7 protein-coding genes and 1 tRNA gene are annotated in these 12,723 nt (G+C 66.7%); 3 read left to right on the top strand and 5 right to left on the bottom strand.

Translation table 11 applies throughout. The annotated features are described in order from the left end of the window. Position 1 precedes the first annotated feature (1 nt). Positions 2–1,231 (bottom strand): PSP1 domain-containing protein, encoded by a 1,230-nt coding sequence (locus MLE18_RS03520; RefSeq protein WP_243367425.1) that lies wholly within the window; start codon positions 1,229–1,231, stop codon positions 2–4. 345 nt (positions 1,232–1,576) lie between these two features. Here MLE18_RS03520 and MLE18_RS03515 point away from each other — a divergent pair. The 3 genes from MLE18_RS03515 (at position 1,577) to katG (ending at position 5,103) form a co-directional block, all read left to right on the top strand. Then, positions 1,577–1,652 (top strand) — tRNA-Lys (locus MLE18_RS03515). Between the two features lie 639 nt (positions 1,653–2,291). Next, the gene (locus MLE18_RS03510; protein ID WP_243367424.1) at positions 2,292–2,801 is read left to right on the top strand and encodes a Fur family transcriptional regulator; all 510 of its coding nucleotides are present in this window, start codon (positions 2,292–2,294) and stop codon (positions 2,799–2,801) included. 106 nt (positions 2,802–2,907) lie between these two features. Next, positions 2,908–5,103 carry a catalase/peroxidase HPI gene (gene katG, locus MLE18_RS03505; protein WP_243367423.1) on the top strand — a complete coding sequence of 732 codons (2,196 nt, stop codon included), beginning with the start codon at positions 2,908–2,910 and terminating at the stop codon, positions 5,101–5,103. A 253-nt stretch (positions 5,104–5,356) separates the two neighbouring features. Here katG and MLE18_RS03500 read toward each other — a convergent pair whose 3' ends face one another. From MLE18_RS03500 to MLE18_RS03485, 4 genes are read right to left on the bottom strand one after another with little or no spacing between them, the layout of a single operon-like run. Then, a complete protein-coding gene (locus MLE18_RS03500; RefSeq protein ID WP_243367422.1) occupies positions 5,357–9,289 on the bottom strand; it encodes an efflux RND transporter permease subunit in 3,933 nt (1,310 codons plus the stop codon). Between the two features lie 22 nt (positions 9,290–9,311). Then, positions 9,312–11,042, bottom strand: a complete 1,731-nt coding sequence (locus tag MLE18_RS03495; RefSeq protein WP_243367421.1) for an efflux RND transporter periplasmic adaptor subunit — start codon at positions 11,040–11,042, stop codon at positions 9,312–9,314. Positions 11,043–11,048: 6 nt separating this feature from the next. Continuing rightward, the gene (locus tag MLE18_RS03490; protein WP_243367420.1) at positions 11,049–12,044 is read right to left on the bottom strand and encodes a hypothetical protein; all 996 of its coding nucleotides are present in this window, start codon (positions 12,042–12,044) and stop codon (positions 11,049–11,051) included. Then, positions 12,034–12,723: an ABC transporter ATP-binding protein gene (locus MLE18_RS03485; protein ID WP_243367419.1), complete on the bottom strand. Its 690-nt coding sequence runs from the start codon at positions 12,721–12,723 to the stop codon at positions 12,034–12,036. Before MLE18_RS03485 ends, MLE18_RS03490 begins: the two co-directional genes overlap by 11 nt.

Below are 12,723 nucleotides of genomic sequence, written 5' to 3'. Positions count from 1 at the left end.
ATCAGTCTCCGGATTCAGGCGCGGGGGCCTGGCCGCCTTCGGGGCGTTTGTTCTTGGGTTTGCGCTTGCGCTTGCGCTTGGCCTTGGGCGGAGCTCCCTCGGCGGGCAGAGCCTCGGAGGGCAGGCCAAGGGCCACGATCTCGCCGTCGTCGCCGTCGGTGGACGGCACTGCGGCCTCGGCCGCGGGGCGTTCGCCCCCGCCGGGCGCGGGCCTGGAATCAGGCTGGCCGGGAATCTGCTCGCCGGACTGCGGCTGGGCCAAGCCAGGCTGCCCGGGCTCCTGGTTGCGGGGCTCCTGGGGGCGTTGCGGCCTGGGCTGCTGTGGCCTGCCTTGCTGCTGCCTGCCCTGCTGGGGCCTCTCACTGGCCTGGGGAGGGGCGGGGCGGCCGCCAGGCGGCTGTTGCGGAGCCACGTAGGGCACCCAGGTATCCCCGGCGATGGTGTTCCACTCCTCCAGGGTGAGCTCGCGCTCCTCCCCGGCCTCGGTGTACACCGAAATGGACTCCCGGAAGATGTTGGAGCGCAGCACCTTCATGGGGCCCTGCTCGGTCTGGTATTTCTTGCCCAGCTTGGGGCAGCGCCGCTGGAACTCCTCGTAGGTGCCCTGCTCGTAGGCCAGGCAGCACAGGAGCCTGCCGCACATGCCCGAGATCTTGGCCGGGTTGAGGAACAGGTTCTGCTCCTTGGCCATCTTGATGGTCACGGGCTGGAACTTGCGGATGAAGCGCGCGCAGCAGCACATCTGGCCGCAGTTCCCGATGGCCCCGAGCATCTGCGTCTCGTGGCGCACGCCGATCTGGCGCAGCTCGATGCGCGTGCGGTAGGCCTTCACGAGGTCCTTCACCAACTCCCGGAAGTCGATGCGCCCGGGCGCGGTGAAGTAGAAGACCATCTTGGAGCGGTCTTGCAGGATTTCCACGTCCACGAGCTTCATGTCCAGGTTGCGCTCGTTGATGCAACGGCGGCAATGGCGGATGGCGTCGCGCGCGAGTTCGCGGTTCTCGCCGTAGACGTCCATGTCCTCCGGGGCGGCGATGCGGACGATGGGTTTGAGCTCTTCCTGCTCCTGGCCCGCGGGCAACTGCTCCAGCACGCTGGCGACGCTGGCCATGGCCAGCCCCTGATCGGTCTTCACCAGAACGTGCTGCCCGGGGCGGACCTCGAAGGAGGCTGCGTCGAAATAGTATATCTGGCCGTTTTCCCGGAACCTCAGTCCCAGAATGTGAGTCATGGTGTATCCGAAACACCCCTGAGGGTGGTTGAAGATGGATGAACAACCCTTGATAGCTCATGATGGCGGGAACTTCAAACCCCAAGGGGCGCGCAATCCCGGTGGACCTGTCTTCCGGGGTCGCGGGGTGGCGCAGGCCGGGAGGGAGTGCCCGGATACCGGACCATACAGGAAGGGCTAACAGGCCGGTAAACAAGAAAATCAAGTCGAGTCGAGCACTCACGTCCGTAGCCCGCGAAGCGGCGAAAAGTTTTTGAAAAAAGTTGCGACTGTTTGTTGACAACATGAGGGCACACGCGTAATTACCGCCTTCCGCGACGGGGGGAACGTCCCGAAGCGCTGAACGGGTCATTAGCTCAATTGGTAGAGCAGCGGACTCTTAATCCGTTGGTTGTAGGTTCGAGTCCTACATGGCCCACCAGGAAATCAGGGAGTTAGGTGATAAACCTAGCTCCCTTTTTCTATTTTCCGCCAGCCGTTGCCGCCGATTTCGCGCCTCATCCGGCACCGCCTGCATCCAGGCTCCACCTTGGCCATCAGTTCTGCCGTGCAGTCGGTTGGCGTCATCTCATTCCCCGGCACAGATGGCCGTGCCACTCACCGCATAGTCCTGTTTGGAACGGAAGGAATCCTGGACTTGGGATGGATGGCGTGCGCACACAGCGTTGAACTCTGTCCATCTGCCGTAAGCCTGATGCCGCCGGTTCAGCGGGCGAGCAGGGCCGCTCCCAGTAACAATCGCGTTCAAGGCGTAGTCTTCCCACAATCTACGGATGGTCGAGTCAGGCGCCCATGTGGCTCCGTTGAACGAAGTGTTGTAGGATGAACTTCCTTCATGGAGGAGGGAGGGGGGGTGCTCTTTTTGACGCCGGGGCAAGCCGAAGCATGCTATCAGCCCCGGAATTGCCGTTAAAATATGGGCTGCATGTATTGTCTTGAATTTCAAACTCTTTCTCAAGGTTGCTATGCAACTGAATGCGCTCCGGGTTCTGCTTGACAGGGCAAGCCGAATCACTGATAACTCTAGATAGGAATGTATTCCTACGTCGATGGGGGGATTATGGTCCTCGACCAACAGGAAGCCGATCGGCGTTTGCAGGCCTTCAAGCAGGGCTGCAAGGCCGCCGGGGAGAAGCTCACCTCGCAGCGGATCGAAATCTTTCGCGAAATCGCCGCCAGCGAGGAGCACCCTGACGCGGAGTCGATCTACAAAGGCGTGCGCGAGCGGCTCCCGAATGTTTCATTGGATACCGTCTACAGGACGTTGTGGTGGCTCACGAAGATGGGGATGGTGACGACACTCGGCCCGACGCAGGACCGAACGCGATTCGATGCGAACCTGACACGCCACCACCATTTCGTCTGCATACGCTGCGGCTTGACCCGGGATTTCTACAGCGAGGAGCTGAACCGGCTGAAGCTCCCGGAATCCGTTGCAGCCATCGGATCAATCGAAAGGACGCAGGTCGAAGTGAAGGGCATATGCCACGTCTGCGCACAAGAAGAGAGTGTTGCCCACAGCATTTTGACGACGGAAGATAACAAGCGTTGTGGTGCTGACCCGAGTTGAATTCTTTGGGTTGTGGTGCATTACATCACGTATCAAGCCGATGCTTCTCATGGTTTGAGTTTATGCGGACGCATACAACGATGTTCTAATCCATGGAGGATGGGTTATGAGTGACGAGAAGAAATGTCCCGTGACGGGCAGGTCCAGCGGGCAGGTGGCCGGCGGCGGCACCTCCAACCGTGACTGGTGGCCCAACCAGCTGAACCTCAACATCCTGCACCAGCATTCCTGCAAATCCAACCCCATGGGGAAGGACTTCAACTACTCCGAGGAGTTCAAGAAGCTCGACCTCGAGGCCGTGAAGAAGGACCTCTTCGCCCTGATGACCGACTCGCAGGAGTGGTGGCCCGCCGACTACGGCCACTACGGCCCGCTCTTCATCCGCATGGCCTGGCACAGCGCGGGCACCTACCGCGTGGGCGACGGCCGCGGCGGCGCGGGCTCCGGCAGCCAGCGCCTGGCTCCCCTGAACAGCTGGCCCGACAACGTGAACCTGGACAAGGCCCGCAGGCTGCTCTGGCCCATCAAGCAGAAGTACGGCAGCAAGATCTCCTGGGCGGACCTCATGGTCCTGGCGGGCACCTGCGCCATCGAATCCATGGGCCTGAAGCCATTCGGCTTCGGCGGCGGCCGCGTGGACGTCTGGGAGCCCGAGCAGGACATCTACTGGGGCGCAGAGGACACCTGGCTGGGCGACACCCGCTACACGGGCGACAGGCAGCTGGACAACCCCCTGGCAGCCGTGCAGATGGGCCTGATCTACGTGAACCCCGAAGGCCCCAACGGCAACCCCGACCCGGTGGCCTCCGGCCGGGACGTGCGCGAGACCTTCGCCCGCATGGCCATGAACGACGAAGAGACCGTGGCGCTGATCGCGGGAGGGCACACCTTCGGCAAGTGCCACGGCGCGGGCGACGCCTCGCACGTGGGCCGCGAGCCCGAAGGCGCGGGCCTTGAGGAGCAGGGCCTGGGCTGGAAGAGCAGCTTCGGCAGCGGCAAGGGCGCCGACACCATCGGCAGCGGCATCGAGGGCGCGTGGAAGGCCAACCCCACCACGTGGGACATGGGCTACCTCAAGACGCTCTTCAAGTACGAGTGGGAGTTGGTGAAGAGCCCGGCCGGGGCCAACCAGTGGCTCGCCAAGGACGTGGCCCCCGAGGACATGGTCGAGGGCGCGCAGGACAAGAACAAGAAGTACCGGCCCATGATGACCACGGCGGACCTTTCGCTGCGCTTCGACCCCATCTACGAGCCCATCGCACGCGACTACCTGAAGAACCCCGCCAAGCTCGCCGACGCCTTCGCCCGGGCCTGGTTCAAGCTCACGCACCGCGACATGGGCCCCATCTCGCGCTACCTGGGGCCGGACGTGCCGCAGGAGAAGCTCATCTGGCAGGACCCCGTCCCCGCCGTGGATCATGACCTCATCGAGGACAAGGACGCCAAGGACCTCAAGGCCGCCATCCTGGCCACCGGGCTTTCCGTGGCCGAGCTGGTCTCCACCGCCTGGGCCTCGGCTTCCACGTTCCGCGGCTCCGACAAGCGCGGCGGGGCCAACGGCTCGCGCATCCGCCTGGCCCCCCAGAAGGACTGGGAGGTCAACCAGCCCGTTCGCCTGGCCAAGGTGCTGGCCGCGCTGGAGGGCGTCAAGGCCGGGTTCGACGCCTCGCAGTCCGGCGGGAAGAAGGTCTCTGTGGCGGACCTGATCGTGCTGGGCGGCTGCGCCGCAGTGGAGAAGGCCGCCAGGGACGCGGGCCAGGACGTGACCGTCCCCTTCACGCCGGGGCGCACGGACGCCACGGAGGCGATGACCGACGCGGCCTCCTTCGCCGTGCTCGAACCCAAGGCCGACGCCTTCCGCAACTATCTCAAGGCCAAGTACTCCGTGACCGCCGAGGAGCTGATGGTGGACAAGGCGCAACTGCTGACCCTGACCGCGCCGGAGATGACCGTGCTCCTGGGCGGCCTGCGCGTGCTGGGGGCCAACTACGGCCAGACCCCGCACGGCGTCTTCACCAAGCGTCCCGGAACGCTCACCAACGACTACTTCGTGAACCTGCTGGACATGGGCACGGTGTGGAAGCCCGTCTCGGAGGAGAACGAGCTGTTCGAGGGCCGCGACCGCGCCACGGGAGAACCCAAGTGGACCGGCACCCGCGTCGACCTGGTGTTCGGCTCCAACTCCCAGCTGCGGGCCATCGCGGAGGTCTACGGTTGTGGCGACTCCCAGGAGAAGTTCGTGGCCGACTTCGTGGCCGCTTGGACCAAGGTGATGAACCTGGACCGCTTCGACGTGATCTAAATTGACTGAACCCTCCCGCCGCCCGTTGGCGGGAAGGCACGGCCTACAAAACAGACGCGGCGCTCCACATCGGTGAAGCGCCGCGCTTTCGTTTCAATTCTCCGGGACGCCAATGAGGCGGCCCATCTCTGCCCACGGGCTCGCCGGTCAGGCGGCCCATTTCTCCACACGGGCACGCCGTTCAGGCGGCCAAGTCCGGCTTCAAGTACGCCGCGCAGGCGGTCAACCTATCCCCAAGGCGCGCCGCCACGGCTTACCGCTCCGTGTCCGGGGCGTGGTTTTGCGCCAGCCGCCTCTCCTGCATCCAGCACCACAGCACGGGGACCACGAACATGGTCACCAGCACGAAGACCATGCCGCCGAAGGGCGGGATGGCCATGGGCACCACCAGGTCCGCGCCCCGGCCCCGCGAGGTCAGCACGGGTATCAGCGCCAGGATTGTGGTGGCGGTGGTCATCAGGCAGGGACGCACGCGCTTGAGGCCCGCCTCGATGGTGGCGGCCCGGATGGCGGCAACGTCCTGGGGCGCGTGCTCCAGGAAGCGGTCGCGCAGGTAGGTGGCCATGACCACGCCGTCGTTGGTGGCCACCCCGAAGAGCGCCAGGAAGCCGACCCACACCGGCAGGGAGAGGGCCAGTTCGTGCATCTGGAAGAGGTGGCGCATGTTCACCCCGAAGATGTCCACGTCCATGAACCAGGGCAGGCCGTAGAGCCAGATCATGACGAAGCCGCCCGCCCAGGCCACCGGGATGGCCGAGAACACGATGAGCGAGGTGCTCACCGAGGAGAAGTGCATGTAGATCACCAGGAAGATCAGCGCCATGGTCAGCGGCAGGATAAAGGCCAGCCGCTTTTCGGCCCGGGCGTGGTTCTCGAAGGTGCCGGTGAAGTCGTAGGTGACGCCGGCGGGCAGCTCCAGCAGCCCGGCCTCGCGCATGGAGTCCAGGTAGGCCTTGGCGGCCTCCACGGCGTGGATGGCCGTCACCCCGGCCTTGCCGTCGAAGATCACGTAGGCGGCGGTGAAGGTGTCCTCCCCCCGGATCATGTACGGGCCGGGGCTGTAGCGGATCTCCGCCACCTGGCCCAGGGGTATCTGTGCGCCCTCGGGGGTGGTCACCAGCAGCGCGCCGATGGTCTTGGGGTCGTCGCGCAGTTCGCGCTGGTAGCGCAGGCGCACGGGGTAGCGCTCGCGGCCTTCCACCGTGGTGGTGACCACGCGGCCGCCCAGGCCGGTCTCGATGGCGTCCTGCACGGCCTGGACCGTGAGGCCGTACATCCCGGCCCTGCCCCGGTCGATGGCGATCTGTAGGTATGGCTTGGCCGTGATGCGGTCCGCCAGCACCGAGGTCGGCTCGATGACCTTGATGTCGCGCAGGAAGCGCTCGATCAGTTCGGCGGCCTTCTCCACGCTGGGCACATCCGGGCCCTTGACCCGCACGGCCACCGAGGCGCGGATGCCGCTCTGGAGCATGACAAGCCGGGCCGAGATGGGCTGGAGCTTGGGGGCGGTGGTCACGCCGGGCATGCGCGCGGCGGCGGCCACGGCGGCCCAGACGTCCTCGGGGTCGCGCACGCCGGGCCAGGCCGCGCGGCCGGGGTTCAGGACCGGGTCCAGGGCGCGCCGCCAGAGGCGGAAGGGCTGGCCGGATGGGTCCGGCACGAGGCGGCCTTCGGCGTCGCGGGTGAAGACCCCGCGCACGAAGTATCCGGCCCCGTCCGGGGCGGCCACGGGCACGCCCTCGCGGTTCTCGGCGTATCCCACGGCGTCGGGGTCGTATTTGAAGCTCAGCACGGTGCCGTTGTCTCCGGTCAGGAATTCGGGGTGGTAGTTGACCACCGTCTCGATCATGTTCAGCGGCGCGGGGTCCAGTGGGGATTCGGCCCTGCCGAGCTTGCCAACCACGGAGGCTACCTCGGGCACGCGGCGCAGGGCCTCGTCCTGGCGCTGCACGATGTCCAGCACTTCGGCCGTGGAGGCGTGGGGCATGGTGGTGGGCATGTACAGGAAGGAGCCCTCGTCCAGGGGCGGCATGAACTCCTTCTGCAGCCCCGGGAAGGCGCGTTGCATGGCGGCCAGTGGGGCGGATTCGCGCATGAACCCCGGCAGCCAGCCGAACATGCCGCCGAAGCCCAGCCACACCAGCCCGCCCAGAAGCACCAGGGCCGCTGGCATGGACAGGAAGGCCGCCTTGTGCTCCAGGCACCAGGCCAGCACGCGGGCGTAGCGGCGGTGGAACAGGTGGAACAGGCCCAGCCAGACACCGAGAACCATGCCCACGAACACCAGGTTGCGCATGACGCCGCGCTCCGGTCCCAGGGGCAGCCAGTGTCGGGCCAGCAGCAGGGCCACCCCGCCGATGGCCGTCCAGACGGCCGCGCGGGTGAGCAGGGCCTTGCGCTCGGGGGAGACGAAGCGCCGGGCCAGGTACAGCCCGCCCACGGCGGTCATGGCCAGGCCCGCGGCGGCGTCCAGGAAGATGGCCAGCAGCGCCCCGGCGTAGACCGCCAGTTCGTAGGGCGAGAAGTCCTTGGAGCGGTCCAGGCTCCTGCGCTTGAAGATCAGCTCGGCGGCAGGGGGGATGAGCCCCAGGGCCACCACCAGGGAGGCCGTCAGGGCGAAGGTCTTGGTGAAGGCCAGGGGCCGGAACAGTTTGCCTTCGGCCCCGGTCATGAAGAAGACGGGCAGGAAGCCGATGACCGTGGTGGCGATGGAGGCCAGCACCGCGCCGCCCACCTCCCGCGAGGCCAGGTACACGGTAACGGGAAGTGGTTCGCCCGGGGGGGCTTCGTCCCGCCTGCGCAGGATGTTCTCGGTGAGGATGATGCCCATGTCCACCATGGTGCCGATGGCGATGGCGATGCCCGCCAGGGCCACGATGTTGGCCTCCACCCCGAAGGCCTTCATGGCCAGGAAGGTCAACAGCACGGCCAGGGGCAGCAGGGCCGAGATGAGCGCCGAGGCCCCCAGGTTCATGACCATGGCCAGGACCACAACCACAGTGACCAGGATCTCGGAAACCAGGGCCTCGTCCAGGGTGTGCAGCGTCTCCTTGATGAGGCCGGAGCGGTCATAGAAGGGCACCACCTTCACCTGGCTGACGACGCCTCCCGGAAGGGTGCGCTTGGGCAGGGAGGGCTCGATGCGGGCGATGGCCGCCTTGACCCCGGCGATGACCTCCATGGGGTTGGCCCCGAAGCGCGTCACCACCACGCCGCCCACGGCCTCGTGGCCGTTCTTGTCCAGAGCGCCCTGGCGCAAGGCCGGGCCGAAGTTCAGCGCACCCAACTGGTTGAGGAACACGGGCCGCCCCTCGCGGGTGGCCACCAGGGTCTTGCCCAGGTCGTCCAGGCTCTTGATGAAGCCCAGGCCGCGCACCAGGTATTCCACCCGGTTGATCTCGATGGTGCGCGCGCCCACATCCAGGTTGGATTTCTGCACGGCGGCCGCCACGTCCTCCAGGGAGACGCCGTAGGCCTTGAGCAGCTGCGGGTCCAGCTCCACCTGGTACTCGCGCACGAAACCGCCGATGGAGGCCGCTTCGGCCACGCCGGGCACGGCCAGAAGGGCGTAGCGCAGGTAATAGTCCTGTAGGGTGCGCAATTCGCTGGCCTCGAAGCCGCCCACGAAGCGGCCTTCGGGGTCCAATCCGTCGAGGGTGTACCAGAACACCTGGCCCAGGGGCGTGGCGTCCGGGCCCAGGCGCGGGGCAACGCCCGTGGGCAGCAGGCCGGGCGGCAGGCTGGCCAGCTTTTCCAGGATGCGCGCACGGGAGAAGTAGAAGTCCACCCCTTCCTCGAAGACCACGTAGACCTCCGAGAATCCGAACGAGGAGTTGGAGCGCACCGTCTTGACCCCGGCGACCCCGAGCAGGGCCGTGGTCAGCGGGTAGGTCACCTGTTCCTCCACGTCGCGGGGGGAGCGGCCCGTCCACTCGGTGAAGACGATCTGCTGGTTTTCGCCGATGTTGGGGATGGCGTCCACGGCCACGGGGGCACGCAGGAGCCAGGGCAGGTTCCAGTCGAAGGGCGCCACGGAAAGGCCGCCCAACACGGTCATTACGGTCAGCAGGCCGACGACGAGCTTCTGGCGCTGGCAAAACGCCAGCACTCTTTCCAGCGGCCCGGCCCCTGGGGGCGGGGTGACGAGCGGTTCCACGGGCAGGCCGGGGCGGTCAGGTTTGTTCATGCTCACGGTGCGCCTCGCCTGCTCAGTTGCCCGCCGGGGCCTGGGGCTGCCTCGGCGCAGCGCCTGATTGCGGTGCGGCCTTGGGCTGCCCGCCCTGTCCGGGCGCGGGCGAACGGCCCTTGGAGCGGAGCATGAGCTTGAACTGCTCGTTCACGGGCGGTTCGTCCGTCTTGGGCAGGGCGTCTTCCGGCACCACGGACCCTTCGCCTCCGAAGATCTCGGCTGGCGGGAAGGCTGGAATGGGGGATGGCCCGTTGGGCCGCTCGCTGGGCGGCAGTTCGATGGCAGCGGGGGGCGCCACGTTGAGTCCGAAATCCTGCAGGCGGACAAGCCCCTCGGGCTGGAGCATGCTCGGCTTGGCCAGGATCTGGCGTTCGCTGTCGAGCTTGAAGGCTCCGTTCGTGACGACCTCATCCCCTTCGGTCAGGCCGGACTGCACGATGAAGAACCCCTCAGCCTTCGGTCCGAGCACGATCTCGCGCCCCTCGAACACGCCGGGCTTGCCCTGCACCGCAACGTAGACCACCGCGCGCCCGCCCGTGACCAGGGGGGCCGATTCCGGGATGACCAGCGGTGCACGTTCAGGCGCGGTGCCCGGGCTGGTGGGCCTGCCCTCCCTGTCCAGCAGGGCCTTGACCTTGCCGCGCAGGCTCATGCCCGGACGCAGCAGGGTCTTGACGTCGTTATAGCCCACGAGAACCCGGAAGGTCTTGTTCTTCTCGCTGAAGGTCGGCTCGATGACCAGGACCTTGCCCCAGAAGCTTTCGCCGGGGCGGGCAGGGGAGGAGAACTCCACCTCCTGCCCGATGCGCAGCCAGGGGAAGTCCTGCTCGAAAGCGTCGAAGCTTGCGAGCACGAAGTTGGGGTCGGCGATCCTGACCAGGCGCGTGCCTTTGTTGACATAGGCGCCCTGGACGGCGTTGTTTTCGATGATCACTCCGCCCACGTTGGAGGCCAGGTTGGGCATGCGTATGGGGATGACCCCCGGTGGCCGCTCCAGGCGCAGGATCTGGGCGATGTCCTTGTCGGGCAGGCCAAAGCCCTTCAGGCGGGAGCGCAGCATGGCGAACTTGCGCTGGGCGTCCTGGGTGGCCTTCTCGTCGGGCGGCGTCCCGGACGAGGAGCGCAGCGCCTGGTTGACCGGCTGGCCAAGGAGCGAGGAGACGATGTCCGGGATCATGCGCACCTGCTCGAGCAACTGTATCTCCACGTCCTGGATGTCGGCGGAGTAGAAGTCGAAGAGCCGTTGGTCCGTGCGGATGTATTCGCCGCTGCGGCGGATGTAGACCTTGTCCACTATGCCGTTCACGGGGGCGTTGATGTCGGCGATGAAGGCGTCGTCGTATTCGATCTGCCCGTAGAGATCCACCAAGGCGGTCACGTAGCGGCTCTCCACGCGCGAGGTGCTGATGCCCGCCAGGCGCATCTGCGCCGGGTCCAGGTGGTTGCGGGCGGCGTTCCCTGATTCCATGTCCCCAACGACCACCGGGGCCAGCCCCATGCCGCAGACCGGGCACTTGCCGGGCGCGGGCAGGGGGGGAATGTCGTTCATGGGGCAGGCGTAGAGCACCAGCTTGCCTTCGGTGGATTCACCCCCGGCGGCCTTGGGGGCGGCCTGCCCTCCGCTGTCAGCGGGGGCTTTCTCCGGGTTTTGGGAGCAGGCGGACGCCAGGGCCAGGAGGCACAGGATCGCCAGAAGGACGAACAGACGGGCCAGGGGCCAAGCTTCGGGGCGGGGGGCGGATACGTTCATGGTTTCCTATCCCAGTGTGAAGTCGGAGACGAGCATGGGCCAGACGGCGATGGCCGCGAGGAGCACGGCCGCTGCCAGCGCGGCCTGGCAGAGGCGGCGCTGGAGGCGGGGCAGGGCCTGGGCCAGGGAGGGAATCCCGCGCGCCCTCTCCACCGCGCCGACCCCGGCCCCGCAGATCCCCAACATCAGCAGGGAGGCGTAGAGCGGGTAGCCGATCCAGTGGAATTCCGCCTTGAGCAGGCAGAAAGGGCAGTGGTGCGTGGGCAGCTCGTACCAGTAGACGGATATGAAGGAGAGCAGGGCCAGGATGCCGATGAGGAACATGACCCCGGATATCCAGGCGAAGACGCGCGCGCCCCGCCCGGTGGCCAGGAAGTGCGCGCCGCTGCGGGCCAGGGCCACCAGCCCGCCCCAGAAGAGAATCTGGGCCAGGGTGGGCGGCAGGTGGGCCAGGGAGGCCGACAGGCCCGAGGACTCCTCGCTGAAGACGGCCCCGCAGCAGGAGGTGATCAGGTTCGGGGCCAGGTGCGAGAAATAGCCGTACTGCACGTAGGCCTCGAAGAGCACCAGGCCAGTGAGCGGCAGGAGCATGGCGTACTTGGGTTTGACCAGGGGGTAGTCGTAGCCCTGGTTGTCCAGGTGGTTGACGATGAGCCAGACCCCGCAGCCCAGGGCGGAGGCGATCTTGAGCAGCAGCGCGGTGTAGCCGTAGCTGTTGACGTTGAAGGTGCCCACCGCGCACATGGCCCCCACGAACAGGGTGTGCAGGTCCTCCCCGGCGTAGATGAACAGGAACAGCGAGAGCAGCTCGAAGGCCATCACGTAGGAGAGAATGGTGGAGATCAGGTAGGTCTTGCGCTCCAGGGCAAGCTGGCGCGGGTCGCCGCTGGTGAGGTCGAAGTGGCGCAGGATGGCCACGCCCTGCCACGCGGCGTAGGCCATGACCGCTCCGATGAGGCCCGAGGCCAGGAGCAGCGCGAGGACGACCGGCTTAACAATCATGTGGGCCTGAAGGCACGACCAGTCCGTCGCGCAGGCTGATCACCTCGTCCACCACCTTCGCCTGGTGGACGAGGGCGTCGTGGCTGGCGATGATGAACGTTTTGCCCTCGGCGTGCAGCTGGTCCACGATCTCCAGGAACTCCAGGGAGAGGGCCGTGTCCAGGTTGGCGGTGGGTTCGTCGGCGATGATTGTGGGCGGATCGTTGATCAGGGCGCGGGCGATGGCCGTGCGCTGCTTCTCGCCGCCGGAGAGGCTCTCCACCTTCTGCCCGATCTTGCCGCCCAGGCGGAATTTCTCCAGCAGGGCGGCGGCCTTGTCGCGAACCTGATGGCGGGGCTGGCCCAGCGGGCAGGCCGGGACCATGACGTTCTCCAGCGTGGTCAGCCCGGGCACCAGGTTGAAGCTCTGGAAGATGAAGCCGAAGGCCGTGCGCCTGAGCTCCGCCAGGAAGCGCTCCGGCAGGGAGGATATCTCCCGATCGCCCAGGTGGATGCGCCCCGAGGAGGGGCGGGCCATGCAGCCCAGCAGCGAGAGGAGGGTGGTCTTGCCGGAGCCGCTGGGGCCGGTGAGCACCACCACCTTGTTCTCGGGCACGGTCGCGCTCACCCCGCGCAGGGCCACGTATTCGCTGGGCCTGCCGGGATTGAATACCTTGGTGACGTTTTCAACACGGATCAT

The organism is Fundidesulfovibrio soli, from assembly GCF_022808695.1.
Classification (GTDB): Bacteria; Desulfobacterota; Desulfovibrionia; order Desulfovibrionales; family Desulfovibrionaceae; genus Fundidesulfovibrio; species Fundidesulfovibrio soli.
Note: the sequence above shows the minus strand (reverse complement) of the source record. Positions and strands in the feature narration are given on the sequence as shown.

Coding starts and splice junctions, on each gene's coding strand:
- MLE18_RS03520 (WP_243367425.1), bottom strand. CDS start 1,231: ATGACTCACATTCTGGGACTGAGGTTCCGGGAAAACGGCCAGATATAC.
- MLE18_RS03510 (WP_243367424.1), top strand. CDS start 2,292: ATGGTCCTCGACCAACAGGAAGCCGATCGGCGTTTGCAGGCCTTCAAG.
- katG (WP_243367423.1), top strand. CDS start 2,908: ATGAGTGACGAGAAGAAATGTCCCGTGACGGGCAGGTCCAGCGGGCAG.
- MLE18_RS03500 (WP_243367422.1), bottom strand. CDS start 9,289: ATGAACAAACCTGACCGCCCCGGCCTGCCCGTGGAACCGCTCGTCACC.
- MLE18_RS03495 (WP_243367421.1), bottom strand. CDS start 11,042: ATGAACGTATCCGCCCCCCGCCCCGAAGCTTGGCCCCTGGCCCGTCTG.
- MLE18_RS03490 (WP_243367420.1), bottom strand. CDS start 12,044: ATGATTGTTAAGCCGGTCGTCCTCGCGCTGCTCCTGGCCTCGGGCCTC.
- MLE18_RS03485 (WP_243367419.1), bottom strand. CDS start 12,723: ATGATCCGTGTTGAAAACGTCACCAAGGTATTCAATCCCGGCAGGCCC.